Genomic DNA, 26,529 nt, shown 5'->3' with positions numbered 1-26,529 from the left:
CGGACAGATCACAAGAGCCGCGCGCCGAAATTCTGTTCCGGGTCCATATCCGCGACCAGCCGGCCGGTCGGCTTTGCCGCTTCGCCTCCGCTGCGCGCAAGGAAACGGCCGGAGCCGGCTTCGACCGAACGCTTGCCCTCACTGACGATGACGCGCCCGCGCGACAGCACGGTAACCGGCCAGCCGCGCAACTTGCGGCCGGCAAACGGCGTGTAGCCGGTGAGGTCGTGCATCATGTCGTCGCTCAGCGTGACTTCCCGCACCGGGTCCCAGATCGCGATATCCGCATCGGCGCCGACCGCGATCGAGCCCTTGCGCGGATGCAGATTGTAGATCTTTGCCGGCGCGGTCGCCGTCAACTCGACGAATTTTTCGAGTCCCAAACGCCCCCTGGAAACCATGGCGTCGAACAGCAGCGGCAGCCGGACCTCGAGGCCGGGCAGGCCGTTCGCCACTTGCTTGAAATTGGGGTTGGGGCCGGCGCGCAGTTTGCCGGTTTCATCGAACCGATACGGCGCGTGGTCGGACGAAATGGTCTGGAGATCGCCGAGCGCCAGCGCCTGCCACAGCGCCTCCTGGTCGGCGGCGCGGCGCGGCGGCGGGCTGCACATCCATTTGGCGCCTTCCGCGCCCGGCTTGTCGAGGTCGGCGGCGGTGAGAAACAGATATTGCGGACAGGTTTCCGCAAACACCTTCAGGCCCTGCCCGCGCGCGTCGCGGATCACCCTGGCGCCTTCGGCGGTCGAGACGTGGAAGATCATGATCGGCTGATCGATCAGCGCGGCCATGCCGATCAGCCGGGTAAATGCCTCGGCTTCCGAAACCCGGGCATGGCTGATGGCGTGATATTTCGGATGCGTATAGCCGCGCGCCAGCAGCCGTTTCACCATCCAGGAGATGATCCCGTGGTTCTCGGCGTGGGCGCACAGCATCGCGCCGCCGTCACGCGCCGCCAGCAGAATGTCGAGCAGCGGCTCGTCATCGATTTTCAATCGGTCATAGGTCATGAAGATCTTGATCGAGCCATGGCCCTGCTTGATCAGCGCAGGTAGATCCACCTCCAACGTTTCTTTGGTCGGATCGGCGATGATCATGTGGAAGGCGTAGTCGATCACGGCGCCCTTCTGTGCGAGCGCATGATAATCCTCCAGCACCTGCGGCAGTTTCATGCCGACGTGCTGGGCCGCGAACGAGATCACGCTGGTGGTGCCGCCGAACGCCGCCGAAACCGTCGCGCTCTCGAACGTATCGGCGTTCATGATGCCCGCGGCCGAAAGCTGCTCGATATGGGCGTGGCTGTCGACGCCGCCGGGCAGCACCAGCTTGCCGCGCGCGTCGATCTCGCGCCGCCCTGCCCCGAGCCCGCGGCCGATGGCGACGATCGTCTCCCCGGAAATGCCGACATCGGCCTCGAACACATCGCTGACGGTCGCGACGCGTCCGCCGCGAATGAGAACGTCGTAAGCGGGTTCAGTCATGGCAAACACTCCAAATATTGAGTCCAGAATCCCGAGTCTTGAATTTACAAGTTTCGCGTTTTCAAGTCTTGAGTCTCTACGTCTGGCGCTCGCCGCATAAAAGCACAGATCGTGCCGTTACACTGCCTTGCGCTTTGGGAGCAGACAGTGGACGATGCATCGCTCGATGGCATGGTCGTTGCTTTCGTCTCGTTGCGTCAGACCACGTGTCCGCCGATGCGCCATAGGAAAACACCATGTCCCGGCCCCGCATTCTCGTCATCAATCCCAATTCAAATCGCCTCGTGACGCAAGGGCTGGAGGATGCCCTCAAGCCGCTCGGCTTCGACGGCGGACCGGAGATCGTCTGCGAGACCCTGGCCGAGGGTCCTTATGGAATCGAGAGTCAGGCCGACGTCGATAGCGTGGCGATGCCGCTGCGCCGCCTGGTGGAAGGCGACAACAGCGCCGCCGCCTTCGTCATTGCCTGCTATAGCGATCCCGGCCTGCATGTCTGCCGCGAGGCAACCGACCGGCCGGTGTTCGGCATCGCCGAGTGCGGCGTGCTGACGGCGCTGGCGCGCGCCGAAACCTTCGGCGTCATTGCGATCGCGCAGCGCTCGATACGCCGCCATGTGCGTTATCTCCGGCAAATGGGGCTGATGGATCGCCTGACCCGGGAGCGGCCGCTCAACATGAGCGTGGCGGAGACGGCGTCGGGCGAAGGCACGCTCGCGAAAATGATCGAGGTCGGCCGCGCGCTCAAGGACGAGGACGGATCTGGCGCCATCGTGATGGGGTGTGCCGGCATGGCGCGTCACCGCCGGCCGCTCGAACAGGCGCTCGGGATTCCCGTGATCGACCCGACGCAGGCGGCCGTGACCATGGCGCTGGGTACGGTGCAGTTCGCCCATCACTGAGTTTCGCCGGATGGTTCGCGCGCGGCATCGCCGCCATTGACGCGCGCCAGCCACTGCGCGTGGCTCTCGCGTGTCAGTGCGAAAGTATCGCGCTGGGTGGAATAGAGATTGCCGAACAGGCGTCCGATCGGCCGGTAGGCATCGAAATCGACGTACATCCTCTCCTGGTCAACCAGGCCCTCGCGCGCGTGCAGGCGCAGCACCTCCCCGACCAGCAGTTCGCGGCCAGGCCCGAACGCGAGCGCGACATGCTGCCTGCACTCCAGCGCAAAGGGCGCGGCCGCCAATCGCGGCACGGCGATGTCGATCGACGGCAACGTCGCCAGGCCGGTCGCCTCCACTTCGCTGCTGCCGGAGGGAAAGTCGACCGCGCAGTCGTTCATGATGGCTGCCAGCGCCTCGTCCACCATATGCACGACGAACTGCCCGCTGCGGTGGATATTGCGCGTGGTGTCCTTGGGACTGAGATCGGCCTTGTGCTGCAGGCCGAGCACCACGAGCGGAGGGTCTTCCGAGAACACGTTGAAGAAGCTGAAAGGCGCTGCATTGACGGCGCCGTTCTCGCCCAGCGTCGTGACCAGCGCGATCGGCCGCGGCACCACGACCCCGCACAGCAACTTGTAGCGGTCGCGCGGATCTAGTTCAGGGAACGAGATGCCGGACATCTAGATTTCCGGAGGCGGCACCGCGCCGGTGCGGCTGGTGATCAGGCCGTAATGCTCGGTGCGACGGTGGTTGGCGAAGTTGAAGATGGTTTTCTTGCCGAAATCCGTGGCGTCGAGATCGCAGGGATAGACCAGCAGTTCGTCTTCTTCGGTGGTCGCCTCGACGACGATCTCGCCGTCCGGATTGACGATCAGGCTGCCGCCGATCAAGGGGTGGCCATCCTCGACGCCGGCCTTGGCGACACACACGACCCAGGTCGAGTTCTGGTAGGCGCCGGCCTGCGCCGAGAGCCGATTGTGGAACAGCCGCTTCTCCGGCCCCTCCTCGGGTTTTTCGGCATTGATCGAGGGCGTGTTGTAGCCGATCAGCACCATCTCGACGCCCTGCAGACCCATCACGCGATAGGTCTCCGGCCAGCGCCGGTCGTTGCAAACCGCCATGCCAAAGATGCCGCCGAGGGTACGCCAGACCTTGAAACCGAGATCACCCGGCTCGAAGTAGCGCTTCTCCAGGTGCTGGAAGGCGCGCTCGGTATCGAACTCCGAATGCCCCGGCAGGTGAATCTTGCGGTAGCTGCCGACGATTTTCGCGGACTTGTCGGTGAGGATGCAGGTGTTGAAATGGTGTCCGTCCGCGGTCAGTTCGGCGTAGCCAAAGCTCATCGCGATCTGGTGCCGGGCGGCGTGCTCGAACAGTGGCCTGGTCGCGGCATTCGGCATCTCGCGTTCGAACCAGGTATCGACCTCGGCCTGGTCGGTCATGTACCAGCGCGGAAAGAAGGTCGTCAGCGCGAGCTCCGGATAGACGATCAGATCGGCGTTTTTGGCCTTGGCTTCATCCATCAGCGCGATCATGCGCTTGACCACGGCCTCGCGGCTTTCGGCTTTCTGGATCGGGCCCAACTGGGCGGCGGCTACATTGACGACGCGCATGAACAGCTTCCTTGGTGCCTGGCCTGGTACTGCATTGTATTCACGAATTCCCGCTTCAAGCGCTGCCGATGTCGGCCGCGGCCGGCGTCGATTGGCGCGCGAGTCCCGGCCGTTTCGGCAGCGCCTCGAGATGACACGCGACCCACTGACCGGCTTCGCTCGACCTGAGTTCCGGCTCTTCGGTGCGGCAGCGATCGAACACGTATGGGCACCTGGTGTGAAAGCGGCAACCGCTCGGCGGACTGATCGGGCTCGGCACGTCGCCCTTCAGGATGATCGGGTTGCGAATAGCCCCTGGCTCCGGCACCGGCACCGCCGAGAGCAAGGCCTGGGTGTAGGGATGCCTGGGCGCGGTGAAGATTTGCTGCCGCGGCGCCATCTCGACAATCTTGCCGAGATACATCACGGCGACACGGTGCGTCATGTGCTCGACGATCGCCAGGTCGTGGCTGATGAAGAGCAGCGCGAGGCCGAACTCGCGCTGCAAATCCTGCAGCAGGTTGACGATCTGCGCCTTGACCGAGACGTCGAGCGCCGAGACCGCTTCATCGCAGACGATCAGCTCGGGTTCCGCTGCCAGGGCGCGGGCGATGCCGATGCGCTGGCGCTGACCGCCCGAGAATTCATGCGGCCGGCGGTTCAGCGCATCGCGCGGCAGCCGCACGATGTCCATCAGCGCCGTAATCTTCGCCTCGAGTTCGGCGGACGACTTGGCAAGCCCGAAATTGCGGATCGGCTCGGCCAGAATGTCGCGCACGCGCATCCGCGGATTGAGGCTGGAGAATGGATCCTGGAATACCACCTGCACGCGGCGGCGCATGCTGCGCAGCCCTGCGGCGGAAAGGCCGTCGATACGCTGGCCATCCAGCACGACCTGGCCGGCGGTGATGTCGAACAATCGCAGGATGGCCCGGCCGACCGTCGACTTGCCGCAGCCGGATTCGCCGACGAGCGACAGCGTCTCGCCGCGCTCGACCTCAAAGGAGACGCCGTCCACGGCATAGACCCATGCCTTGCGGCGGAACAGGCCGCCGCGGACCGGAAAATGCTTCTTGAGGTCGTTGACCTGGAGCAGCGGGGCACTCATGCCGCAGCCGCCTCCTTGGGCGCGTAATGGCAGGCGGCGATGTGGCGGGGCCCCTTTTCTTCGAGACCCGGCGCGACCTGACGACAGAGATCGGTCGCGAGCGAACAGCGCCCGGCAAAGACGCAGCCCTCGATCCGTCCTTTGAGGCTCGGCACCTGTCCGGGAATCTCGGCGAGGCGCCGTGCCGCGCCGGTCAGCGAGGACCCCAGCTTCGGCACCGCGCCGAGCAGGCCCTGGGTATAGGGATGACGCGGCGAGCGGAACAACTCGGCCACCGGCGCCTCCTCAACCTTGCGGCCGGCATACATCACCATGACGCGCTCGGCGATTTCCGCGACCACGCCGAGATCATGGGTAACCAATATGATCGCCGCACCGACCCGGCGCTTGAGGTCCAGCATCAGTTGCAGGATCTGCGCCTGGATCGTGACATCGAGCGCCGTGGTCGGCTCATCGGCGATCAGGAGCTTTGGATTGCAGGCCAGCGCCATCGCGATCATCACGCGCTGGCGCATGCCGCCGGAGAGCTGATGCGGAAATTCGCGCACGCGCCGGACGGCCTCGGGGATACCAACCAGATTCAGCATCTCGACGGCGCGGGCCTCCGCGGCCTGCTTGTCGAGGCCCTGGTGCATGCGCAGCGTCTCTCCGATCTGCCGGCCGACGGTGAGCACCGGGTTGAGGCTCGTCATCGGTTCCTGGAAGATCATCGAAATGTCGTTGCCGCGGATGGCGCGCATGTCGCGCTCGGGAAGTTGCAGCAGATCCGTTCCCCGAAAGCGGATCGAACCCGCGATCTTGCCCGGCGGCTCGGCAATCAGCCGCATCAGCGACATCGACGTGACCGACTTGCCGCAGCCGGATTCGCCGACGATCGCCAGCGTCTCGCCTTCGTTGACATGGAAGGAGACGCCGTCGACGGCACGGTTAATGCCCTCGGGGGTACGGAAATGGGTTTGCAGATTTTCGACTTCGAGCAATGCCATTACAAACTCTTCGCCATTCGCGGATCGAGCGCGTCACGAAGCCCGTCGCCGAGCAGGTTGACGGCAAGCACGGTGACGGACAGGAACGCGGCGGGAAAGAACACGATGTAGGGTTTGACCTGCCACAACGCCCTGCCCTCGGCCATGATGTTGCCCCAGGACGGAATCGTGGGCGGCGTGCCGGCGCCGATGAAGGAGAGGATGGATTCCACGATCATGGCGCTGGCGCAGATATAGGTCGCCTGAACCAGCATCGGCGCCAGCGTGTTGGGCAGGATGTGGCGCAGGATGATCATCGGCGTTCGCGTGCCGGAGGCTGTGGCAGCGTCGACATAGGGCTGTTCGCGCAGTGACAGCACGACGCTGCGCACCAGGCGCGAAACGCGCGGGATTTCGGCCACCGTGATCGCCAGGATCACATTGCCGACGCTGGCGCGCGTCAGCGCCATCAGCGCAACTGCAAGCAGGATCGGCGGGATCGACATCAGCCCGTCCATGAACCGCATGATAATGCCGTCGGCCCACCGCACGAAACCCGAGACAAGGCCGATCGCCAGACCGGCGAGCGAAGCCAGTACAGCGACCGAAAGACCGACCATGAGCGAGACTCGCGCCCCGTAGATCACGCGTGAATAGATGTCGCGGCCCAAGAGATCGGTCCCGAACCAGTAATCCGCCGAAGGCAGCCGCGTACGTTTGGCAGGCGCGATCGCCGTCGGATCGACAGTCCCGAGCCAGGGCGCAAAAACCCCGACCAGCACGAGACAAATCAACAAGGCACTGCCGATCGCCACCGTCGGATGGTTGCGCAGGAAGCCGAGCGCACCGCGCCGGATCTTGACCGGCGCCAACAGATCCGGCAGTTGCGGCGCGACGACGAGGCCGGGCGGTATCCGCACCGTGTGGGTGTCCAGGACAGTCAATAGCGGATCCTCGGATCGACAAGTGTGTAGGTGACGTCGACCATCAGGTTGACCAGCACATAGAGGAAGCTGAACAGCAGCACGATGCCCTGGATCACCGGATAGTCGCGGCGCAGGATGGCGTCGATCGTCAGCCGGCCAAGGCCGGGAATAGCGAACACGCTTTCGGTCACCACTGCGCCGCCGATCAACAGCGCGATGCCGATACCGATCACCGTCACGATCGGAACGGCCGCGTTTTTCAGCGCGTGAACGAACAGGATATTGCGTTGCCCGAGGCCCTTGGCGCGGGCGGTGCGGACATAATCCTGCTGCAGCACTTCAAGCATCGAAGCTCGCGTTATGCGCGCGATCAGCGCGATGTAGACGCTGCCGAGGGCAAGCGACGGCAGGATCAGGTTCTGGAACCAGGGCCAGACGCCATTGGACAACGGCGTGTAGCCTTGCACGGGAAGCCATTCGAACTGCAGCGCGAACACGTAAGCAAGGACGTATCCGACGACAAAGACGGGAAGCGAGAAGGCGAACACCGCGAACGCCATGATGGTGCGGTCGATCCAGCTCCCCGCTTTCCACGCCGCCAGCACCCCGAGCGGCACAGCGATCAGAATGGTCAGGACCAGCGTAATCGCCATCAGCGAGAGCGTCGGCTCGATGCGCTGAACGATCATCGCGGCGACCGGCAGATTGGTGAAGATCGACGTGCCGAGATCGCCGTGCAGGATGTGCCAGACCCACGAACCGAACTGGACCAAAAACGGCCGGTCGAGGCCGAGGGTCTGACGAATCCGCTCAACGTCGGCCGGGCTCGCCTGGTCGCCCGCGATCACCGCGGCCGGATCGCCCGGCGCGATGTAGAGCAGGCTGAAGACGAACAGCGCGACGATCGCCATCACCGGCAAGGTCGAGAGAATGCGCCGCAGGATATACGAGAGCATGTCGGATCACCGCCCCGTCATGCGCTCTTCGACACGCCCCAGAAGAACGGCAACGGTCCTTTCGCGATGCCGGAGACGTTCTTCCGCCACGCCGTGTAGCTCAGGAAGAAGCCGGTCGGCGCATAGACGACGTCCTCGAGCGCCGCCTTGTTGAGGCGTTTGACCGCGCTCTTTTCCTCTTCGAGATTCTTGGCGGCGAACCAAGCCGTGACTTCCTTTTCAACGGCGTCGCTCGTCGGCCAGCCAAACCACGCTTTGTCGCCCGTACCACGAACAGCATTGTAGACGGCCGGATTGACGCAATCCGCGCCGGCGTGCCAGGTGTGGAACATGCCCCAGCCGCCCTGACCCGGCGGTGTCTTCTGGGCGCGGCGCGAACCCACCGTGCCCCAATCGGTCGCGACGAAGTCAACATTCATCCCCAACTGCTTCAACAGATCGGCCGTGACGTCGCCCTGCGCCTTGGTGATCGGTTGGTCCTGCGCCACAACGCAGGTGACCGGCTGACCTGAATAGCCGCTCTCGGCCAGCAGCTTCTTCGCCGCCGCCAGATCGCGCTTGCCTTTCAGGATCTCGCCGCCCTCTTCTGTGTAAAGCGGCGTGTCCGGGGTGAAGTAACCCGGCAGCGGCTTCCACAGCGCATTATCGTCGCCAACCAGCGCCCGCATATAATCTTCCTGGCTTAGCGCCATGAGCACGGCGCGCCGTACCTTCACATTGTTGAACGGCGGATGCAGATGGTTCATCCGGAACGAACCGATGTTGCCGAGCGGATCGGCGATATCGACGTTGATGTTGCGGTTCTTCTTCAGCGACGGCACGAGATCAGTGATCGGGCTTTCCCACCAATCGACTTCACCGTTCTGAAGCGCCGCCGCCGCCGTGGCAGGATCCGGGATCACCACCCATTCGATGCGGTCGATCAGCATCTGCTTGCCACCGGCGAGCCAGGACGCCTTCTCCTGCCGCGGCGTGTAATCGGCAAACTTTTCGAACACCGCCTTGGCGCCGGGCACCCACTCGCTCTTCGCGAACTTCATCGGACCCGAGCCGATATACTCCGGGATCTGCTTGAACGGGTCAGTCTGGGCGATCCGCTCCGGCATGATGAAGGCGATAGGCGTGCTGTTCTTGCCCAACGCCAGCAGCATTTTCGGATAAGGCGCCTTCAGCGACCATTTGAAGGTCCTGTCGTCGACAGCGACCAGCTCGTTCTGGAGCGCCTTGAGCATCAGCCCCATCGGATCGCGCGCCGACCAACGTGTCAGGCTCGCCACCACGTCCTTGCTCAGCACCGGCTCGCCATCGTGGAATTTCAACCCCGGCCGAAGTTTGAAGGTCCAGACCAGGCCGTCATCCGAGGTCGTCTCGGACTCGACCATCTGGCGCTGCGGCTGCAGCGTGGCATCGACGCCGTAGAGCGTGTCCCAGACCATCGCAGCGGCGTTGCGCACGACATATTGGGTGCCCCAGATGGGATCGAAATTCGCAAGGTTGGCCTGCGGCACAAAGCGCAGGGTGCGCGCCGCGGCGCCTTGGGATAGCGCCGGCATCGAAAGCCCGCCCGTCGCCGCCAGGCCGCCGACCCCGGCCAATCCTTTCAACACAGTCCTGCGATCCATGAAGCTCTCCCAGTCTTTTGGGTTGGTGTGGGGGTTCCGCCCGTTTCATCGGCCGACGGTTCGGCGCGAGATGAGGTGAAACGGGTCAGTCACGATGATGGCGATCAGTCCCCTTTTGCTTGCAAGTGGTATGCCAGTGCAGCCTCCTTGCTCCGCTGCAAAATCCAATCGGACACGAAACAGAAAGAATTGTCGAGCGACCACATGATCGATCGGTCACATCTATTTTACGTCCCAGCCTGGCCTGCGAGCTGCTTGAATTTCGACGTCTCTCTCGCATGCCACCAGCGGCCGCCAATGACGACGCCTTCGGACACGATCTTGCGATCGCCGATCAAGTGCTCGCCGACGACATCGACGTAATCGAACTGGCCTTGCGCGATCGAGATCAGCGTGGCGTCACCGGCGCTTCCCGGCTTGAGACTGCCGAGTTCGGGACGCCGCAGCGCCATCGCCGCATTGACGGTCGAAGCCGCGACCACATCGGAGAGCGGCATGCCCATGCACAGGAACTTGGACATCGTCGTCACCTGATCGAACGCTGGGCCGTCGATGCACAGCAGATGGACATCCGACGAGATGGTGTCGGGATAGAAACCGTTGGCGAGCATCGCCCGCGCGGTCTTGAAGGCGAACGAGCCCTTGCCGTGGCCGATGTCGAACAACACGCCGCGTTCGCGCGCTTCCAGCACCGCCCGTTTGACCGTGCCCTGGGCGGTGGCCGGTGTATTGGGGAACGGCCGGAATGCGTGGGTGAGAACGTCGCCCGGACGAAGGCGGGCCAGCACCTCTTCGTAACTCGGCGGCGGATGGTCGATATGCGCCATCAAGGGCATGCCGACCTGTTCGGCGACCTCGAGCGCGATATCGAGCGGCACGATCCCCGATGTGCCGGAGGCGTGGAGACCTACCCGCACCTTGATGCCGACGATGAGATCACGGTTTTGATCCGCGACCTTTGCGGCGTCGATCGGATTCATCAGCCGGAGCTCCTCGCTCTCGCCGACCATGACCCGATGCGAGAAGCCGAAGATGCCGGCATGCGAGACGTGCAGATAAGCGAGAATGCGGACCTGGCTCGGCTCGATGACGTGCTTGCGAAAGCCGGCGAAATTTCCCGGCCCGGCGCTGCCGGTATCGACCGCCGTGGTGACCCCCGAGGTGCGGCAGAATTCCTCGGCGTCGATGCCGAGCGAGGTGCCGCCCCAATAGACATGGGTATGCAGATCGATCAGGCCCGGCGTGACGATGTAGCCCGACACGTCGCGTACGTCGGTGCCGCGGTCGGCCTTGAGCTCGCTTCCGACCATCGCCACCTTGCCGCCGGCGAAGGCCACATCCGTCACGGCATCGAGTTTTTGGGAAGGGTCAATCACCCGTCCGCCGCGCAGGATCAAATCGAAAGCCATCGTGATCTCCGGATATTGCAGTGCAGGAAGCGGCGGGAGCGCGTCTCGCTCTTCCAATACCAAGCGTGTGTCGACGGGACGTCAGCCATTAAAGGCCGCCTGGGCTTCCGGCAAATCCCAGATCTTGCCAATCGCCGCGGTTCCCGCCGAGATCATCGCGGCCTCGTCGCCGTGGATGTACTGGCCGCCATCGATGAGCATACGCCCATCAACAATGACCTGGTCGATATTGGCCCGATTGCCAAGCGCCACCAACCCGCGCCGCGGATCGAACAGCGGCTGCAGATGGGGATGAGTCAAATCGACGACGGTAAGGTCGGCGGTGGCGCCCGGCGTGATGATCCCGAGATCCGGACGCTTGATGACCGTGGCCGCGGTTGCGGTGACCGATTCGATCAGTTCGGGAGCGTTGGCGACATCAGCGCGAGCGGACGTGATCTTCGAGATCATCGAGGCGGCGTTGAGTTCGCCGAGCAGATCCATGTTGTAGCCGTCGGTTCCGACCACTGTCCGGACGCCGTGCCCAGCAAACCTGCCGAACGCCGCGGTTACGCCTGCGCGCGCAAACACGCGCGGGCAGTTCAGCACCGTGGCACCCCTCGCCGCCATCAGCTTCAAATCACTATCGGTGCTCGCGATGCAATGCGCGGCCAGAAGGTCCGGCGCGAGCAGGCCGAGCCAGTCGAGATATTCGGCCGGCGTGCGGCCGCCGTGGCGGCTGCCGATCGTCGCGACTTCGGCCTGGCTTTGCGCGAGATGGGTCGTGATCGGCACATCGAGTTCGCGCGCGCGAACCGCGCACGCCCGCAGCAGATCCGGACCACAGGTGTCGGTCGCGTGCGGGCTCATCGCCAGGCCGATCCGCCCATCGCCGCGCCCGTTCCAGCGCTGGTACAACGCGTTCCAGGTGTCCATATCGGCCTGGCCATCGTCGCCGGCATAGCGCACCACGCCATCCGGCCCCGCCTTGGCATCCGACGTGGAGAACAAATACGGCGCGCCATAGAAGCGGATGCCCATCTCCTCGGCGGCGTCGAACATTTCAGGAATGGTGTTGCGGAACGGCTCCATCACCGTGGTGGCGCCGCCCTTCAGCAATTGCAGAATGCCGAGCCGCGCGATGGCGAGCCGCTCTGACGGCGACAGCAGGTCGGCGCCGCGCTTGGTCAGCGGCAGCAGCACGGTATAGACGATGCTCTGGTTGTTCTTGCGGCCATTGCCGTCCTCCGTGTGAGTCCGGGCGACGGCTTCGCTGAAGCAATGGTTATGCAAATTCAGAAGGCCAGGCAGCACGAAGCGGCCCGGTTTGTCGAACACCTGGGTGGCGGACGGGCGGCCGCGCGTGACGGCGGCGATCCGCTTGCCCTCCAGCAACACCCAACGATCGCGCAGCACCTCCTGCGCGCCGTCCTTGCGTGACAACACATAGCTGCCGAAGATCGCGATCGTGCTCATGCGGGTTTCACATTCCAGAACACGGCCGTGCCGTCGAGTATCCCGGTGATACCGGAACGGTAGGCGGTCGGTTGTTTATACTGGCCGATCGGGAAATAGGGAATTTCCTCGAACGACAAGGCCTGGATATCGCGGCAGATCCGCTGTTGCTCGGCAAGGCTGGCGGCTGCGAGCCACTGGCTTCGCAGCGCCCCCATCTTCTCGCTCTTGTACCAGCCGGCGACTTTACTGTCGCCGCGCAGGTTCGAATTGCCGGCCGGGTTCAGCCAATCGATGCCTTGCCAGTTGCCGACGCCCGCGCTCCAGCCGCCCTGGGCGACGGGATCCTTTTTCAACTGCCGCTGCAGCACCAGGCCGAAATCCAGCCCGGCATATTCGACGTTCATGCCGGCCTGCTGCAGCATGTCAGCGGCAACGTCGCCGAGTGGCTTCTGTGCCAGCGAGTTGGTGGGGACGAGCAGCACCACCTTCTCGCCATTGTAGCCGGCGGCTTTCAGATCGGCCTTGACCTTCGCCATGTCGCGCGGGCCGCGGAACGCGTTGAGGCCGACATCGTTTGCCATCGGCGTACCCGGCGCAAAGAAGCCGATCGGCGCGGATTGATAGGCGGGATCGTCACCCGCAACCGCCGTCATGAAGGCCGACTGGTCGATCGCGCCGAGCAGCGCCCGGCGGATCGCGGGATTGTCGAATGGCGGCTGCAGATGGTTGACCCGCATCATGCAGGTGTAGCCTCGCGGGTCGAGGATCCGCGTGGTGACGTTGGCGGTACGCTTCAGCACCGGCAGCAGATCGTGCGGCGTTGTTTCCTGCCAATCCTGCTCGCGCGTCTGCAGCGCCGCGACCCCCGTCGCCGCATCCGGCATCGTGGTCCAGACCACGCGGTCGTAGTGAACGATCTTGGGACCGGCGGTCCAATCCGGCTTGCCGTCCTGGCGCGGCTGATAGCGATCGAAACGGGCATAGACGTTGCGCGCGCCCTGCACGCGCTCGTCGGCCACGAAACGGAACGGACCGCTGCCGACCACCTCGGTCAGCGGTTTGAACGGATCCTGGCTCGCCAGCCGCTCGGGCATCATGAACGGCGCCTGGATCGCGGCCTTGCCGAGCGCTGCGGGCAAAAGGGGGAAAGGCCGGCTCAGCCGAAAGCGGATGGTGCGGTCGTCCGGCGCCGACAGTTCATCCGTCGCCGCCATCAGTTCGGCGCCGAATCCGTCGCGGGCCGCCCAGCGGCGAATGCTGGCGACGCAATCCCGCGCCAGCACGCGCTCGCCGTCATGCCACAGCAGGCCGTCGCGCAACGTGAGGTCCCACTGTCTATCGTCATTGGACACGACATGCCCGGACAGCATCTGCGGCGAAACCTCGAGCGCCGAATTCATGCCGTAGAGGGTGTCGTAGACCATGAATCCATGGTTTCGCGAGACCTGCGCCGTCGAGTAGATCGGATCGATGAAGGTCAGATCGATCACGGGGATGAAACGCAGCGTGGTCTGCGACTGCGCCCGCAGGATTCCCGGCAGCGACAACGCCGGCGCCGCGGCGGCGGCCTTTAGCAGGGAACGACGGGAAACGAGCATCGAGGACTCCAGGGATATTCCAATTAGCGGATATTCAACCGGGCGCGGGTCTCAGCGGCTGGCGACTTCGTGCGTGCTGAAATTCGCCGCGATCGCCTCGCCGGTGGTGATCCACAGATCGGGGCATGATTTGGCGTAGGTGAGAAACTCACGCAGCAGGCGAAGCCGCATCGGGCGGCCGCTGCATTGCGGGTGCAGCACGGTCGTCACCATCGCGCCCCAATCCCTGACCTCGTCCAGCTCATCCTTCCAGATCGAAAGCACATGCTCCTTGGGAAAGATCGGCCGCGGGCTGAACCGGGCGGACAGCCCGTGCATCCAGTCGTCGTAGCTCGCGGTCACCGGCAACTCGATCGTGCCCGGCGTGCCATCGCCAAGGCGATGGCGGTAGGGCCGCACATCGTCGCGAAACGAAGAGGTATAGACGATGCCGTGGCGCACCAGCGCCACGCGTAATTCTTCGGTAAATTCGCCGTATGGCGCCCGATAGCCGGTCGGCTTGACGCCAAGCCGGCGCTTCAGCGCCTCAAAGCCCCGCTCCAGTTCCTCCTCGATCCAGGGATCGCCCGGATCCGGCAGCAGATGGTGATAGCCGTGATGGCCGATCTCGTGGCCGGCCTTGAGAATCGCCTCGGCCATCGCAGGATGCGCATCCACCGACCAGCCGGTGATGAAGAACGTCGCCTTCACATCGAGCTGATCGAGCAGTTCCAGCAGCTTCGGCGTGCCGACACGCGCCTCGTAGCCGCCATAGCTCATCGTGATCAGGCGCTGGGCGTGAGCTGCATCCTTGCTGGTCCAGGCGCTCTCCGCATCCACGTCGAAGGAGAGGAACATCGCCGAGCTATAGGGTTTGGGCCAGGGATACTCCGGCGCCGGCGGCGCGGTGTTCGCCGGAACCAGCGGAATGCTCGCGAGTGCTTTACTGTCCTGCATTGATCGTCGCCTTTTCCACGCCGTAATCGGTCAATTTCCATTTCGTCAGCAATGCGCGGTAGGAGCCGTCGGCGATCAAGCCGTCGAGCGCCTCGACAAACGCCTGCTGCAGCACCGTCTCCTTCACGCCCAAGGCAAGTCCGGTGAACTGGACCGCGAAGACGTCACCGACCGGAACATAAGTCCCGGGCTCGAGGTCCATGATGTAGGGAAGCGTCTCGCCGCCCTGCACGGCCGCGTCGAGCCGCCCCTGCCTGAGCTGGGTCCGGGCATCGGCCGAGCCTTCCGTGCCGACGAACTTGACGGGATCGCTGCCGCAATTCGCATCGCTCCAGGCGGCGATGATTTTCGGGAACGACGTGCGCCGGCTGGCGCCGACCTTTTTTCCGCAGAACGCCTTGGTGTCCTTGAATTCGGCGGCGCGCGATTGCTGCACGAAGAATCTGGGCCCGTTGCGAAGGTAGTCGACAAAGGTCGCAGTATCCTGCCGGCTCGCCATGTCGGTCATCCCGGACAGGATCGCATCGACCCTCCCCGTCGCAATCGCGGGCATCATCTGGTCGAAGCTGGTTTCCTGCCAGACGATCTTGAGCCCGAGCTTGCGGCCCAGCGCCTCGCCAAGCTCGACATCGAACCCGGTCAGCGTGTTGGTCGCGGGATCCTTGAATTCCAGCGGCGGATAGTTCGGTACGATGGCGACCCTGATGCTGCCCTGCTTTGCGATTTCCGGAGGCAGTTCGACCGCCATGGCCGAGCTACCGGCGGCACAGAGCAACGCAGCTGCAAGAAAACGTTTGATCATCAAAATGTCCCCCATCAGATCACCGCGGAAAGAAACGATTTTGTGCGCAGCTCACGGGGCGCGCCGAGCACGTCGGCGGCGGGCCCGGATTCCACGATCGCGCCATGGTCCATATAGATGACGGTATCGGCAACCTCGCGCGCAAAGCCGAGTTCGTGCGTCACCACCATCATCGTCATGCCGCTGCGGGCAAGCTCCTTCATGACGGCGAGCACTTCGCCGACCAGTTCGGGATCGAGCGCGCTGGTCGGCTCGTCGAACAGCATCAGCATCGGCTTCATGGCAAGCGCGCGGGCGATCGCCACCCGCTGCTGCTGCCCGCCGGAAAGCTGTGAGGGATAGGCATCGGCCTTCGCCACGAGCCCGACGCGCCGCAGCAGCTCCATCGCCTCCGCCTGCACGTCCTCGCGGCTGCGGCCCTGCACCTGCACCGGGCCTTCGGTGATATTTTCGATCGCGGTCTTGTGCGGAAACAGGTTGAAGCGCTGAAACACCATGCCGGTCTTCAGGCGCTGGCGCGCAACCTGCCGCTCGGTGAGGCGGTGCAGTCGCCCGGCCGCTTGCCGCACGCCCAGCAACTCACCGTCGAGCCAGATGCCGCCGCTGTCGACCGGCGTCAGCTGGTTGATACAGCGCAGCAGCGTCGTCTTGCCCGATCCCGACGCGCCGATCAGGCACAGCACCTCGCCCGCCCGGACGTCCAGCGAGACCTTGTTCAGGGCCTGAAACTCCCCGAAATTCTTGCTGACGGAACGGATGGCGACGAGGGGCTGGGTCATCGGCTGATCTGCAAGCTTCCACGCGCGAAGCGGCGCTCGAGCAGCATCTGCAGCGGCGTCAGAACCGATACGACGAGCAGATACCATGAGCCGGCGACGATCAGGAGTTCGATCACCCGCGAATTCGCGTAATAGATGTTTTCGGCGGCGTGCAGCACCTCGGGATACTGAATGACGCTGGCCAGCGACGTCGCCTTCACCATGCCGATGAACTCGTTGCCGAGCGGCGGGATCACCACCCGCATCGCCTGCGGCAGAACGATCCGGCGCAGCGCGCGCAGCCGTCCCATGCCGATCGCCTGCGCGGCCTCATATTGTCCGACATCGACCGACAGCATGCCCGCCCGCATCACCTCGGACGTATAGGCGCCCTGATTGATGCCGAGGCCGAGCAGCGCTGACAGAAACGGCGTCATGACATCGACCGCCCGGGCCTCCCACAGTCCGGGAATACCGATGGTGGGAAACACCAGCGCGATGTTGAACCAGAGCAGCAGTTGCAGGATCAGCGGCGTGCCGCGGAACAGCCACGTATAGCCGGCCGCGACCGATTTGAGCACCGGATTGGGCGACAGCCGCATGATCGCGGCGACGACGCCCAGCACGATGCCAAGCGCCATCGCGAGCACCGCCATCGCCATGGTGTTGACGATGCCCTCGAGGATCGCCTTGGCGGTCAGGAAACGGCTGACATAGCTCCATTCGATCTGGCCGTTGACGAAGGCGCGGCCGATCGCGGCCAGCACGACGAGGATAGCCGCCGCGGCGAGCCAGCGCTGCCAATGCGCCCGGCGCGCGACCGTCATCTCGGAGATGTCGGGGAAGCCTCCGGCCAGCGCGGGCGCCGTTCTCATTGCGTCGCCGCATTCATCATCGGCTGGGCAACCGCATTCGCCCCCAATCCCCATTTGTCGAGCACGGCCTTGTACGAACCATCCTTCATCATCGCGGCGAGGTGCTCCGTCACCACCTCGCGCAGCGCCACATCGTCCTTCCGGAACATGATGCCCTGATAGCCGGTGGAGAACGGTTCACCGATGATGCGGTATTTCCCGGCCTCCTGTGCTTGCGCGTAGGGCAAGGTCTCGCTGCCTTGCACGGCGGCGTCGATGCGGCCCTGCTTGAGCTGGTTGCGGACATCGATGCTGTTCTCGCCCGGGACATATTGCACGGCGGGCTTGCCGGTGGCTTCGCAGTTCTGCTTGCTCCATTTCTCGATCTCGATCGGGAAGCTGGTGCTGCGCGTCGTCCCGACCTTCTTGCCGCAGAGGTCAATGGCGGTCTTCGCCGCATTGTCAGCCAGCACGAAGAACTGCGGACCGGTTGCCAGATAGTCGATGAAATCGGCGGTCTCGCGCCGCGAGGCGCGATCGGAAATACCGCTGATGATGAAATCGGCGCGCTTGGTCTGCAAGGAGGGAATGAGCTCGGCGAACGGCGTTTCGCTCCAGGCGATCTTGACGCCGAGCCGTTTCGCAAGCTCGTTCGCCAGATCGATATCGAGCCCGACCAGCTGGTTCGTCGCCGGATCGCGATATTCCATCGGCGCGTAGGTCGAATTGACCGTCAGCCGCAAGGTGCCCGCCTGCTTGATAGCGTCGGGCAATTCGGCGGCCTGCGCCGTCGTAATAGCAAGGAGAGTGGCGAAACCCACGGAGAACCAGAGGCGTGTCATATCAGCTCCTTCGGCTCGCGCCGCGACTGGACGCATCAAATTAAACCGCATCGAGCGTGGCCGGCTCGACGACGCCCGCGCGCTCCGTAATGACCAGGTATTGCTCCGGCCGCCGGTGCGCGGCGAAATTGAACATCTTGTCCTTGCCCTGGCGGCAGAGGTCGAGATCGAGGTCGGCAACGATGATCTCGTCCGCGAGTGTCTGCGCCTCTGCAACAATCCGGCCATTCGGATCGACGATGCAGGAGCCGCCGATCAGGCCGGAGCCGTCCTCGTTGCCCGCCTTGGCGACCGCGATCGCCCAGGTCGCATTCATGTAAGCGTTGGCCTGCGTCACCAACTTTGAATGGAAGGTGCGCAGCGCCGCATCTTCGGAGCCACCGCCGTTGGGATCGTAGGCCGCGGAGTTGTAGCCGATACACACCAGCTCGACGCCCTGCAGGCCCAGCACGCGCCAGGCCTCCGGCCAGCGGCGGTCGTTGCAGATCATCATGCCCATGATGGCGTGGCGCCAGTCGGAGCCGGCCCGAAAGGCGGGAAACCCGAGATCTCCATATTCGAAATAGCGCTTTTCGAGCTGCTGGTAGCGCGCGCCGGCCCGCGGCTCCACCGATCCTGGCAAGTGCACCTTGCGGTAACGGCCGAGAATTTCGCCGTCGCGATCGACCAGGACAGAGCAATTGAAGCGCTGACCGTTCGGCGTCAGTTCGGCGTAACCGACATAGAAGCCGATGCGCAGCGCCCGGGCGCGATCGAACAGCGGCTGCACGGCCGGATTCGGCATGCCGCGCTCGAAAAAATGCTCGAGCGCGTCGCCCTCGATCAGCCATCGCGGGAAGAAGGTCGTAAACGCCAGTTCGGGAAAAACCACCAGCGTTGCGCCATGCGCTGCCGCGGCCTCCAGCAATTCCAGCATCCGGCCAAGCGTATGCCGCCGCGAGTCCGCTTTCTGCGTCGGTCCCATCTGAGCGGCGGCGGCACGGAGAACGCGAACCAATATTGCCTCCAATGTGAGCGGATTGCTTACACAAGAGGCGGACAAAACCGCTCCCTCAGCGCACCGTTGCAGAGGTGATTACGCGCAAGCGCAGGGCTAAACGCAATCACTCGTGCTATGATATTTTGAGGCAGACAATAACCGGTGATTATATGAACCTGCGCCAATTGGAGATCCTGCGGGCGGTCATCCGCCATCGCACCACGGTCGCGGCGGCCGGCGAACTGGCGTTGTCGCAGCCGGCGATCAGCAACGCGCTGAAGGCGATGGAGGCGCAGGCGGGTTTCGCCCTGTTCGAGCGCGTCAACAACCGACTGTTCCCGACGTCGGAAGCGATGGCGCTCTACAAGGAAAGCGAAGCGATCTTCGCGCTCCACGCCAAGCTCGAAAATCGCGTGCGCGATCTGCGGGAGTGTCGCACCGGACTGCTATCGATCGTGGCGACGCCGCCGCTGGCCTACAGCATCATTCCGCATGCGCTGTCGGACTTCCTGCGCCGCCGTCAGCAGACCCGTGTCTTCTTCGACGTGCGGCGCTACGAAGGAATCATCGACGGCGTCACGAGCCGGGTCGCAGAACTCGGCTTCGCGCTCGGGCTGTCACATCACCCCGGCATCGCGCATGAGGTGGTTCACACCGGCGAAATGGTCTGCGTCCTGCCGCCGAACCATGCGCTGGCCGAACGGCCGGTCATCTCCGCCGCGGACCTCGTCGGCTTGCCCTTCATCGGGCTGGAGCGCGGCACGCGACTGGGCGAAGCCGTGCGCGAGAGTTTTGCGCAAGCCGGCGCGCCGTTCCAGCCGACCGTCGAGGTGCGATACTGCAATACGGCCTGCGTGCTGGCGGCCGCCGGCGTAGGCGCCGCGGTCGTCGACCCGTTTTCGCCGCGCCAGAGCGGCGGCCAGGGCCTTATCGTCCGGCCGTTCACGCCGAGGACGTTGGCCGTGGCCTATATGCTGTGGTCCGAGGCGGAGCCACTATCGCGCCTGGCCAAGGCGTTCCTGAATGAAGTCCGGCAGGCGAGCCGCTCGCTGAACGGAGATGCTTCGTGAACCGGCGCCTGTGTTGCAGATGTGGCGTATCACAGTGCGTCTGGCAGCTTATCCCTGAGCCGTTCTCATTCCGTTGGACAAGATCATCTGCAGCCTGGGATCGCTCACTGCGAAGAACGCGGCTTCTATTCGTGCCGTCAAGTCCGGCTGCAATAGCCATGCACCAACTGTTTTGGCGGCATCCTCGTGGCTCTCCAGGTAGGCAGAGTACAGATAAGTCTTATGCCGCTCCTCGAGCACGTCCTCGCGCAACGCGGCGATATGGATGGCCGCGGCCGGGTCCTCAGCAGCTGCCCAACTGTGCAAGAGCCGGTCGATATCGCCGCCTGCAGTCACGACCAGCGTTACGATGTTCTTGATATTGAAGGCTGGGCGATATCCAACGGGCGCCAGGTCGAGGCGGGTCAGGCCGTCGTTGAGGAATGCATCGAAGAAGCGGTCGATGCTCTCGACCTCCGCTCGCGGCCACTTGTTCCGGTAATCGGCCTGGCCAAGCCGGCGCAGGCAAATATCCAGTCCGATATGGTCAGGGTAGTCATGAGCGGCGATCAGCTCGAAATAACGCGGCAGGAAGTAGCGCAGCTCCCGGGCGACCCGATCATCGTCATAGTCATGCGCGGAGTTGGTGTACTCGGCCAGCAGATCGGCCGGGATCGACCGCAAGGGCGTCTTGACCAGCTGTCGTTCTTCCTCCTCGGTCATGCAACAACGGCAATGGCATGCGATGAGGTCATGGCCCAATCGATAGGCGCCGAAGACCCGGTAGGCTTCCTCGATGGCGACCGCTAATTCTGAAGGCATGCTACCAAGACGTTCGCTGATGAATTCACAGACCTAGCACAAATATTGGTTCAAGACTGTTATCCGCGAAACTCCGAGCCGGAGTACCGGTTGCTCGACGTGAGATTATAGTGCGCCGATGCGATCGGACGCCACCCGCTCCCGCGCCGAACCCTAGTCAAAATTCTGAAATTATGTCGTTGTCCTGACCCCGAGCGCCTCCGCCATTCTCACGAGATCGGCGACCGAGCGTGCGCCCATCTTCCTCATCATGATTCCGCGATGAATCTTGACGGTCACCTCGCTCACATCCAGGATCCCGGCGATTTGCTTGTTGAGCAGCCCGGATGTCACGAGCGAGAACATCTCACTTTGCCGGGGAGTCAGCGTCTCGAAGCGTCCGCGCAACTCGGCCAACGCGCGTTCGCTTTCGCGCTGACGGCGATCCTCCTCAAGCGCGCGCATGACGGCATCGAGCATGTCCTGATCGCGAAACGGCTTGGGCAGGAAGTCGACGGCGCCCGCTTTCATGGCCCGCACCGACATGGGAATATCGCCGTGTCCGGTCATAAAGACGATCGGTATGCGCACTCCCTGCTTGATCAGCGCGTCCTGAAAATCGAGGCCGCTGACGCCGGGTAGCCTGATGTCGAGAACGAGGCAACGCGGCATATCGGGCAGCTCGCCCTCGAGCAACTCAGCAGCGGAGCGGAAGACTTTCACCGCGATATCCATCGAGCGAAACAAGTAGGTCATCGCAACGCGCATCGACTCGTCGTCATCGACAACAATGACAACCTGTTGGGGCCTGGACACTTCTCTGGTCATGGTTCGTTCATCGCGGCTGGAATGGCCATGCGCCCCACTCCCTGACTTCGCAGTTTTTTCGTTGCTGTACATCGGGCTCAGCTCCGATCGCCTGCTCCTTGCGGTGGCAGTTCGAATTGAAACACGGCGCCCAGCCTAGCCGGATTTGGCATTGCCCACAAACGGCCGCCATGGGCCTCCACGATCGAACGGCAGATGGACAGTCCCATTCCCAGTCCGCTGGCTTTCGTGCTGAAGAACGCATTGAATAATGGCTCCGGATCGTTCGGAACGCCCGGGCCAGTGTCTTCGAAAGCAACCGCGGCGCTTCCGGTATCTTGGCGGAAGGACCGGATCACCAATATCCGCGCGCGATCCGTGACGTCCTGCATCGCCTCAATGGCATTGATCACCAGATTGATGATGACTTGCTGCAATTGTGTCCGGTCGACGACGACAGGAGGAATATCCTGAAGATCGAAGCGCAGAAAAATGTTCTTCGCATCCAGCTGGCGTCCGAGCAAGGACGCGACTTCCTCGATGACCTGATTGACCGACACAACGCTCTTCTCGGAATCCGCCTTGGTCATCAATCCGCGAACCCGCCGGATGACGTCCGCAGCACGGTTGCCGTCCTTGACGACCCACTCCACGGCGCCTCGAACGCTTTTCAGGTCGGGCACATCGCGATCCAGGAAACGCAGACATGCCTGACCATTTGCGACAATCGCTGCCAGTGGTTGATTCACCTCATGCGCAATCGTCGCGCTGATTTCGCCAAGGGTTGCAACACGGGTCGCATGAGCCAGAGCCGATTGCGCCGCGTAGAGTGCCTCCTGAGACTTTCTGACCTCCGTTACGTCCATCAGCGCACCAATCACCTCGCCACGGCCGGCTTCATAGGTAACCCGGCGGGCCACGATGTGCAGATACTTCAGACTATGGTCTGGCATCAGCAGCCGAATGTCGTAGTCCCACTCCTCCCCGCCTTCCAGCACGCGGTTGAGCTCGCCCACCATCTTCAAACGGTCGTCCGGATGGACACGCCGAAGGATCAGGTCGGATGTCACCTTGGTTCCAAGAGGCTGCTGCATGATGTGATAGGTCTCGTCAGACCAGAAGTGCGCGTCCATCTCGGTGTTCGATGCGAAGCTGCCCGTCTTGCTGAGCTTCTGGGCTTCGGCGAGATAGGCCTGGCTGCGTTGCAAGGCATTCTCGGCCTGCTTTCTATCCTCGATGTCCGTGTTGGTGCCGTACCATCCCGCCACCTCACCGGCCTCATCCCGCAGCGGCTCCGCGCGAAACAGAAACCAGCGATAGGCACCGTCCGCACGCCGCATGCGGGCCTCACGCTCGCCCGGTACTTTCGATTCAAGCATGCTGGTCCACGTCGCCTGCAATCCAGGAAGGTCGTCGGGATGGATCACGGACATCCATCGCCAGCCAAGCGCACTCTCCAGCGTGAAGCCGGCATAATCCAGCCACCGCTTGTTCAGATACTCGGCATAGCCATCCGGCTTCGTACGCCAGGCCAGGATCGGAATGTAATCGAGCGTCAGCCGCAGTTGCCGTTCAGCGACGGCGAGGCGCGCTTCACTATCGCGCAGGGCATTCTCTGCATTCTTCCGGTCCTCGATATTGAAGCCGATGGAGTACCATCTGATGATACGACCATTGTCGTCCCGCAGCGGGGTGCGCCGGATGCTGAACCATTGGTAGACACCGTCCGCGCGACGGATCGGCGCTTCGGCGATGAGCGGCTCACCGCTGGCCAACGAAGCCCGCCAGGCGGCCCGCTCCGGATCGTCCGGATGAAACAGGTCCGCGCCTTTGGCCGCCACGGCATCCTCGAGCGTCATGCCCGTATAGTCGGTCCACACGTCGTTGACGTAACTATGAACGCCGTCGGGCCGATAGGTAGAAATCATCGCGGGTATCGAGTCGATGGTAAGCTGAAGTTCACGCTGGATCTCGGCCAATCTCGCCTCGTTTGCACCGGACTTCGCCTTGGCCTCCTCCAGCGCACGCTTCGCGCGTCGTTCCGAATCGCAAATGTAGGACACGAGTAGCGCGGCGACGGCGAAGAACACGAGTTGTGGAATATCGCTCGACCGCACGGACAGCGAATGGATCGGCTCGAGAATGAAGTAGTCGAACACGAGCACGGTCAGCGCCGTGGCGAGAATGGCCGGCGCGATGCCTCGGCTCCATGCCACCAGTATGATGGCGCACAAGAACAAGGACGTCGATGGCGTAAAACCGGACAAGCGATGAAGTCCCAGTCCGCCGGCCAACGTAGCCGCGACCGCCAGCAAGGCAATCGCGCAATCGACGGCATGAATCCCGAAGGGCTTCCGTGAACGAACCAACGACATAGAGGGGCTCCGCTTCACTCCGTCCGCGACTGAGCTGTCGCGGTTCAGAGTGATCGTTTGACGTCGCCGACTGTATTAGCCTGCTGGAAGCACACGGCAAGATAGAACGGCGACGCCGACACGGGGCATCGAATCGCCCTCTCTTCAATTCTCCCTAGATGACGCTGACGACAACATCGACATTGCCGCGGATTGCTTTGGAATACGGACAGGTCTCGTGAGCGGCATCGACGAGCTTCTGTGCCACATCGCGCGCCAGTCCGGGCAGGCCGACATTTAACCGGGCCCGCAGGAAGTACGCGCCATCGGCCAGGCAGAGATCGACCTCCGCATCGATGGTCGTGTCCGACGGGATCGTTACCTTCTGCCGCTTCGCCGCCAGCCCGATGGCGCCCTGAAAGCAGGCCGACCAGCCGGCTGCGAACAGTTGCTCCGGGTTGGTGCCGACATCGGTACTGCCTGGCGCGGCAAATCGAATGTCAAGGCGCCCATCCGAACTGCGTGCGGTACCGTTTAGCCGGCCGCCCGACGTATGGGTCTTTGCGGTGTAGATCACGTTGTTGATGGAACCCATGAAGATCTCCTGTCTGCTGTTGGAATTACCTGGCGTAGCGGGTGAACACGTAATCGCGGGCTTTCAAGCGCGCCTCGTGACAGGCAAAGCACGTCTTGTGCTGTGCCTCATCCGCCGGCTTGCCGTCGATGAAGCGGCCAAATCCCCAGCCTCCGGTTGCCGGGTATTTCTTCGAATCCTTGACCATAATCTGGACCGTCGTAGCCGCTCCTGGAATCGAGGCGGGCTCGAAGTCCGGTGACTGGATATGTTTCCAGGCGAGCTTCGCCAGTATGGTACCGTCGGGAAATGGCAAGATCTGATCCCTGTAGGCCTTGATCGCGACAGCATTTCCGAGGACGGCACGCAGTTCGTTCAGCGGCTCAGCTTCCTGGGCCGGCGCGATCAGCTCCCACTGGCGATAGCCGGTCGGGATGTGCACCCCGAAGATCGGGGATGCATCACCAACCTCCGCCCTCCCCGAATCAGGCGAGCTCGTGATCAAAACCGACGCAGCAGCTGCCGCTGCGAGAACAGTTGCGGCGATTAATTTCATATCGAACTTTCCTGGTGTTTCGATGCATTACAAATGGCTGACGTCGACGATCGCGGACGCAAATGCCTGCGGAGCTTCCTGCGGCAGGTTGTGTCCAATGCCACCCTTGAGCTGCCGATGGAAATACTTGCCGGAGAATTTCCTGGCATAGGCGCTGGGCTCCAGATGAGGAGCGCCGTTGGCATCGCCTTCAAGCGTAATGGTCGGGACGGCGATCACCGGCGCCGCTGCGAGCTTGCTCTCAAGCGCATCATATTTTGCCTCGCCCTCTGCCAGTCCAAGACGCCAGCGATAGTTATGAATGCAGATGCTGACCTGGTCGGGATTGTCGAGCGCCGCGGCGCTGCGCGCGAATGTCGCGTCGTCGAATTGCCAGTTTGGCGACGCCAGCTGCCAGATCAATTTCGCAAACTCGCGACGGTATTTGTCGTAGCCGGCCCGGCCGCGTTCGGTCGTGAAATAGAACTCGTACCACCATCGCTTTTCATCCGCAGGCGGCAACGGCGCCTTGTCGGCCTCGCGGTCCTCGACATCGTAGCCACTGACCGAGACCAGCGCCTTGCAGCGCTCGGGCCACAAGGCGGCAACGATATTCGCCGCGCGCGCGCCCCAATCGAAACCGCCGAATACCGCTTTCTCGATCTTGAGGGCATCCATCAGAGCAATGACGTCGACCGCGAAAGCGGCCTGCTGGCCATTCCTCATCGTATCGCTGGCGAGAAACCGGGTCGCACCATATCCGCGCAGATACGGCACGATGACGCGAAAGCCCTTCGCGGCCAGGATAGGCGCAACATCCGCAAACGCGTGGATGTCGTACGGCCAGCCGTGGAGGAGAATGACCACCGGACCGTTGGCAGGGCCCACATCGACATAGGCGACATTCAACACGCCGGCATCGACCTGCCTTAGGGGCCCGAATGTGGCACCGGTTGCTTCTTTTCCACGCCGTGCATTCCCCGAAGCTTTGGCAGTTGCGGATCCCGGAAGGCCGAAGGAGGCCACGACAAGCGTCGTTGCTGCGCCTCCCAACAGCCGGCGACGGCGCCCGTCGATTTGATCAAACATGCGATTTTCTCCAAATTGATCCCGCCGCGCCATGCATACGGGACTGACACGAAGCGAACTCGGGAAGGCGTCCATTGGCTCCGGACCAAACGGACCTGCAGGGAGTTCGCGCTGGAGATGACAGGTGCCGCAAACCGCGTCGGCATCAAATCGTGCTGTTGGACCTTGGACTAA

25 protein-coding genes are annotated in these 26,529 nt (G+C 63.3%); 2 read left to right on the top strand and 23 right to left on the bottom strand.

Going from position 1 to position 26,529, the window contains the following annotated elements; all coding sequences use genetic code 11:
• Positions 1-8 precede the first annotated feature (8 nt).
• A complete protein-coding gene (gene hydA / locus ACSQ84_RS15165; protein WP_436212488.1) occupies positions 9-1,478 on the bottom strand; it encodes a dihydropyrimidinase in 1,470 nt (489 codons plus the stop codon).
• Positions 1,479-1,714: 236 nt separating this feature from the next.
• Here hydA and ACSQ84_RS15160 point away from each other — a divergent pair, with 236 nt between their 5' ends.
• Positions 1,715-2,377, top strand: coding sequence for an aspartate/glutamate racemase family protein (locus tag ACSQ84_RS15160; RefSeq protein WP_436212487.1), 663 nt, complete (start codon positions 1,715-1,717; stop codon positions 2,375-2,377).
• Here the strand turns inward: ACSQ84_RS15160 and ACSQ84_RS15155 are convergent.
• The 16 genes from ACSQ84_RS15155 to ACSQ84_RS15080 all read right to left on the bottom strand — a co-directional run bounded on the left by ACSQ84_RS15155 (position 2,371) and on the right by ACSQ84_RS15080 (position 19,164).
• A complete protein-coding gene (locus ACSQ84_RS15155; protein ID WP_436212486.1) occupies positions 2,371-3,042 on the bottom strand; it encodes a flavin reductase family protein in 672 nt (223 codons plus the stop codon). The two genes, ACSQ84_RS15160 and ACSQ84_RS15155, sit on opposite strands and share 7 nt — an antisense overlap.
• Positions 3,043-3,975: an N-carbamoyl-D-amino-acid hydrolase gene (locus ACSQ84_RS15150; RefSeq protein WP_436212485.1), complete on the bottom strand. Its 933-nt coding sequence runs from the start codon at positions 3,973-3,975 to the stop codon at positions 3,043-3,045.
• A gap of 55 nt (positions 3,976-4,030) precedes the next feature.
• Positions 4,031-5,062 carry an ABC transporter ATP-binding protein gene (locus ACSQ84_RS15145; protein ID WP_436212484.1) on the bottom strand — a complete coding sequence of 344 codons (1,032 nt, stop codon included), beginning with the start codon at positions 5,060-5,062 and terminating at the stop codon, positions 4,031-4,033.
• Entirely contained in the window at positions 5,059-6,048 is a 990-nt protein-coding gene (locus tag ACSQ84_RS15140; protein WP_436212483.1) for an ABC transporter ATP-binding protein, read from the bottom strand. The genes ACSQ84_RS15145 and ACSQ84_RS15140 overlap by 4 nt, the downstream gene beginning before the upstream one ends.
• Positions 6,048-6,971, bottom strand: coding sequence for an ABC transporter permease (locus ACSQ84_RS15135; RefSeq protein ID WP_436212482.1), 924 nt, complete (start codon positions 6,969-6,971; stop codon positions 6,048-6,050). Before ACSQ84_RS15135 ends, ACSQ84_RS15140 begins: the two co-directional genes overlap by 1 nt.
• Positions 6,968-7,909: an ABC transporter permease gene (locus ACSQ84_RS15130; protein ID WP_436212481.1), complete on the bottom strand. Its 942-nt coding sequence runs from the start codon at positions 7,907-7,909 to the stop codon at positions 6,968-6,970. The genes ACSQ84_RS15135 and ACSQ84_RS15130 overlap by 4 nt, the downstream gene beginning before the upstream one ends.
• A 17-nt stretch (positions 7,910-7,926) precedes the next feature.
• Positions 7,927-9,531 carry an ABC transporter substrate-binding protein gene (locus ACSQ84_RS15125; RefSeq protein WP_436212480.1) on the bottom strand — a complete coding sequence of 535 codons (1,605 nt, stop codon included), beginning with the start codon at positions 9,529-9,531 and terminating at the stop codon, positions 7,927-7,929.
• 227 nt (positions 9,532-9,758) lie between these two features.
• On the bottom strand, positions 9,759-10,940 hold the full coding sequence (locus tag ACSQ84_RS15120; protein ID WP_436212479.1) for an amidohydrolase/deacetylase family metallohydrolase: 1,182 nt from the start codon (positions 10,938-10,940) through the stop codon (positions 9,759-9,761).
• An 81-nt stretch (positions 10,941-11,021) separates the two neighbouring features.
• Positions 11,022-12,395, bottom strand: coding sequence for an amidohydrolase family protein (locus ACSQ84_RS15115; RefSeq protein ID WP_436212478.1), 1,374 nt, complete (start codon positions 12,393-12,395; stop codon positions 11,022-11,024).
• Positions 12,392-13,975, bottom strand: coding sequence for an ABC transporter substrate-binding protein (locus tag ACSQ84_RS15110; protein WP_436212477.1), 1,584 nt, complete (start codon positions 13,973-13,975; stop codon positions 12,392-12,394). Before ACSQ84_RS15110 ends, ACSQ84_RS15115 begins: the two co-directional genes overlap by 4 nt.
• A gap of 51 nt (positions 13,976-14,026) precedes the next feature.
• Positions 14,027-14,911, bottom strand: a complete 885-nt coding sequence (locus tag ACSQ84_RS15105) for a polysaccharide deacetylase family protein (RefSeq protein ID WP_436212476.1) — start codon at positions 14,909-14,911, stop codon at positions 14,027-14,029.
• The gene (locus ACSQ84_RS15100; protein WP_436213084.1) at positions 14,898-15,710 is read right to left on the bottom strand and encodes an ABC transporter substrate-binding protein; all 813 of its coding nucleotides are present in this window, start codon (positions 15,708-15,710) and stop codon (positions 14,898-14,900) included. Before ACSQ84_RS15100 ends, ACSQ84_RS15105 begins: the two co-directional genes overlap by 14 nt.
• 17 nt (positions 15,711-15,727) lie before the next feature.
• The gene (locus ACSQ84_RS15095) at positions 15,728-16,492 is read right to left on the bottom strand and encodes an amino acid ABC transporter ATP-binding protein (protein ID WP_436212475.1); all 765 of its coding nucleotides are present in this window, start codon (positions 16,490-16,492) and stop codon (positions 15,728-15,730) included.
• Positions 16,489-17,346 (bottom strand): amino acid ABC transporter permease, encoded by an 858-nt coding sequence (locus ACSQ84_RS15090; RefSeq protein WP_436212474.1) that lies wholly within the window; start codon positions 17,344-17,346, stop codon positions 16,489-16,491. The genes ACSQ84_RS15095 and ACSQ84_RS15090 overlap by 4 nt, the downstream gene beginning before the upstream one ends.
• Complete coding sequence (locus ACSQ84_RS15085; protein ID WP_436212473.1) at positions 17,343-18,167, bottom strand: ABC transporter substrate-binding protein; 825 nt, start codon at positions 18,165-18,167, stop codon at positions 17,343-17,345. Before ACSQ84_RS15085 ends, ACSQ84_RS15090 begins: the two co-directional genes overlap by 4 nt.
• A 40-nt stretch (positions 18,168-18,207) precedes the next feature.
• Positions 18,208-19,164 carry an N-carbamoyl-D-amino-acid hydrolase gene (locus tag ACSQ84_RS15080; protein ID WP_436212472.1) on the bottom strand — a complete coding sequence of 319 codons (957 nt, stop codon included), beginning with the start codon at positions 19,162-19,164 and terminating at the stop codon, positions 18,208-18,210.
• Between the two features lie 152 nt (positions 19,165-19,316).
• On the opposite strand from ACSQ84_RS15080, the gene ACSQ84_RS15075 reads away from it, so the two are divergent.
• Positions 19,317-20,216 carry a LysR family transcriptional regulator gene (locus ACSQ84_RS15075; protein ID WP_436212471.1) on the top strand — a complete coding sequence of 300 codons (900 nt, stop codon included), beginning with the start codon at positions 19,317-19,319 and terminating at the stop codon, positions 20,214-20,216.
• A 48-nt stretch (positions 20,217-20,264) separates the two neighbouring features.
• On the opposite strand, the gene ACSQ84_RS15070 is transcribed toward ACSQ84_RS15075, so the two are convergent.
• The 6 genes from ACSQ84_RS15070 to ACSQ84_RS15045 all read right to left on the bottom strand — a co-directional run bounded on the left by ACSQ84_RS15070 (position 20,265) and on the right by ACSQ84_RS15045 (position 26,355).
• Positions 20,265-21,017 (bottom strand): hypothetical protein, encoded by a 753-nt coding sequence (locus ACSQ84_RS15070; protein ID WP_436212470.1) that lies wholly within the window; start codon positions 21,015-21,017, stop codon positions 20,265-20,267.
• A 171-nt stretch (positions 21,018-21,188) separates the two neighbouring features.
• A complete protein-coding gene (locus tag ACSQ84_RS15065) occupies positions 21,189-21,824 on the bottom strand; it encodes a response regulator transcription factor (RefSeq protein WP_436213083.1) in 636 nt (211 codons plus the stop codon).
• Positions 21,825-21,901: 77 nt separating this feature from the next.
• Complete coding sequence (locus tag ACSQ84_RS15060) at positions 21,902-24,178, bottom strand: PAS domain-containing protein (RefSeq protein WP_436212469.1); 2,277 nt, start codon at positions 24,176-24,178, stop codon at positions 21,902-21,904.
• 154 nt (positions 24,179-24,332) lie between these two features.
• The gene (locus ACSQ84_RS15055) at positions 24,333-24,752 is read right to left on the bottom strand and encodes an organic hydroperoxide resistance protein (protein WP_436212468.1); all 420 of its coding nucleotides are present in this window, start codon (positions 24,750-24,752) and stop codon (positions 24,333-24,335) included.
• Positions 24,753-24,777: 25 nt separating this feature from the next.
• Positions 24,778-25,287 carry a cytochrome P460 family protein gene (locus tag ACSQ84_RS15050; protein WP_436212467.1) on the bottom strand — a complete coding sequence of 170 codons (510 nt, stop codon included), beginning with the start codon at positions 25,285-25,287 and terminating at the stop codon, positions 24,778-24,780.
• A gap of 27 nt (positions 25,288-25,314) precedes the next feature.
• Positions 25,315-26,355 (bottom strand): alpha/beta fold hydrolase, encoded by a 1,041-nt coding sequence (locus tag ACSQ84_RS15045; protein WP_436212466.1) that lies wholly within the window; start codon positions 26,353-26,355, stop codon positions 25,315-25,317.
• Between the last annotated feature and the right edge of the window lie 174 nt (positions 26,356-26,529).

Source organism: Bradyrhizobium sp. LjRoot220, from assembly GCF_964252915.1.
Lineage (GTDB): Bacteria > Pseudomonadota > Alphaproteobacteria > Rhizobiales > Xanthobacteraceae > Bradyrhizobium.
Note: the sequence above shows the minus strand (reverse complement) of the source record. Positions and strands in the feature narration are given on the sequence as shown.

Coding starts and splice junctions, on each gene's coding strand:
- ACSQ84_RS15070 (WP_436212470.1), bottom strand. CDS start 21,017: ATGCCTTCAGAATTAGCGGTCGCCATCGAGGAAGCCTACCGGGTCTTC.
- ACSQ84_RS15105 (WP_436212476.1), bottom strand. CDS start 14,911: ATGCAGGACAGTAAAGCACTCGCGAGCATTCCGCTGGTTCCGGCGAAC.
- ACSQ84_RS15120 (WP_436212479.1), bottom strand. CDS start 10,940: ATGGCTTTCGATTTGATCCTGCGCGGCGGACGGGTGATTGACCCTTCC.
- hydA (WP_436212488.1), bottom strand. CDS start 1,478: ATGACTGAACCCGCTTACGACGTTCTCATTCGCGGCGGACGCGTCGCG.
- ACSQ84_RS15115 (WP_436212478.1), bottom strand. CDS start 12,395: ATGAGCACGATCGCGATCTTCGGCAGCTATGTGTTGTCACGCAAGGAC.
- ACSQ84_RS15085 (WP_436212473.1), bottom strand. CDS start 18,167: ATGACACGCCTCTGGTTCTCCGTGGGTTTCGCCACTCTCCTTGCTATT.
- ACSQ84_RS15110 (WP_436212477.1), bottom strand. CDS start 13,975: ATGCTCGTTTCCCGTCGTTCCCTGCTAAAGGCCGCCGCCGCGGCGCCG.
- ACSQ84_RS15125 (WP_436212480.1), bottom strand. CDS start 9,531: ATGGATCGCAGGACTGTGTTGAAAGGATTGGCCGGGGTCGGCGGCCTG.
- ACSQ84_RS15060 (WP_436212469.1), bottom strand. CDS start 24,178: ATGTCGTTGGTTCGTTCACGGAAGCCCTTCGGGATTCATGCCGTCGAT.
- ACSQ84_RS15095 (WP_436212475.1), bottom strand. CDS start 16,492: ATGACCCAGCCCCTCGTCGCCATCCGTTCCGTCAGCAAGAATTTCGGG.
- ACSQ84_RS15130 (WP_436212481.1), bottom strand. CDS start 7,909: ATGCTCTCGTATATCCTGCGGCGCATTCTCTCGACCTTGCCGGTGATG.
- ACSQ84_RS15090 (WP_436212474.1), bottom strand. CDS start 17,346: ATGAGAACGGCGCCCGCGCTGGCCGGAGGCTTCCCCGACATCTCCGAG.
- ACSQ84_RS15050 (WP_436212467.1), bottom strand. CDS start 25,287: ATGAAATTAATCGCCGCAACTGTTCTCGCAGCGGCAGCTGCTGCGTCG.
- ACSQ84_RS15065 (WP_436213083.1), bottom strand. CDS start 21,824: ATGACCAGAGAAGTGTCCAGGCCCCAACAGGTTGTCATTGTTGTCGAT.
- ACSQ84_RS15145 (WP_436212484.1), bottom strand. CDS start 5,062: ATGAGTGCCCCGCTGCTCCAGGTCAACGACCTCAAGAAGCATTTTCCG.
- ACSQ84_RS15160 (WP_436212487.1), top strand. CDS start 1,715: ATGTCCCGGCCCCGCATTCTCGTCATCAATCCCAATTCAAATCGCCTC.
- ACSQ84_RS15155 (WP_436212486.1), bottom strand. CDS start 3,042: ATGTCCGGCATCTCGTTCCCTGAACTAGATCCGCGCGACCGCTACAAG.
- ACSQ84_RS15045 (WP_436212466.1), bottom strand. CDS start 26,355: ATGTTTGATCAAATCGACGGGCGCCGTCGCCGGCTGTTGGGAGGCGCA.
- ACSQ84_RS15055 (WP_436212468.1), bottom strand. CDS start 24,752: ATGGGTTCCATCAACAACGTGATCTACACCGCAAAGACCCATACGTCG.
- ACSQ84_RS15140 (WP_436212483.1), bottom strand. CDS start 6,048: ATGGCATTGCTCGAAGTCGAAAATCTGCAAACCCATTTCCGTACCCCC.
- ACSQ84_RS15075 (WP_436212471.1), top strand. CDS start 19,317: ATGAACCTGCGCCAATTGGAGATCCTGCGGGCGGTCATCCGCCATCGC.
- ACSQ84_RS15150 (WP_436212485.1), bottom strand. CDS start 3,975: ATGCGCGTCGTCAATGTAGCCGCCGCCCAGTTGGGCCCGATCCAGAAA.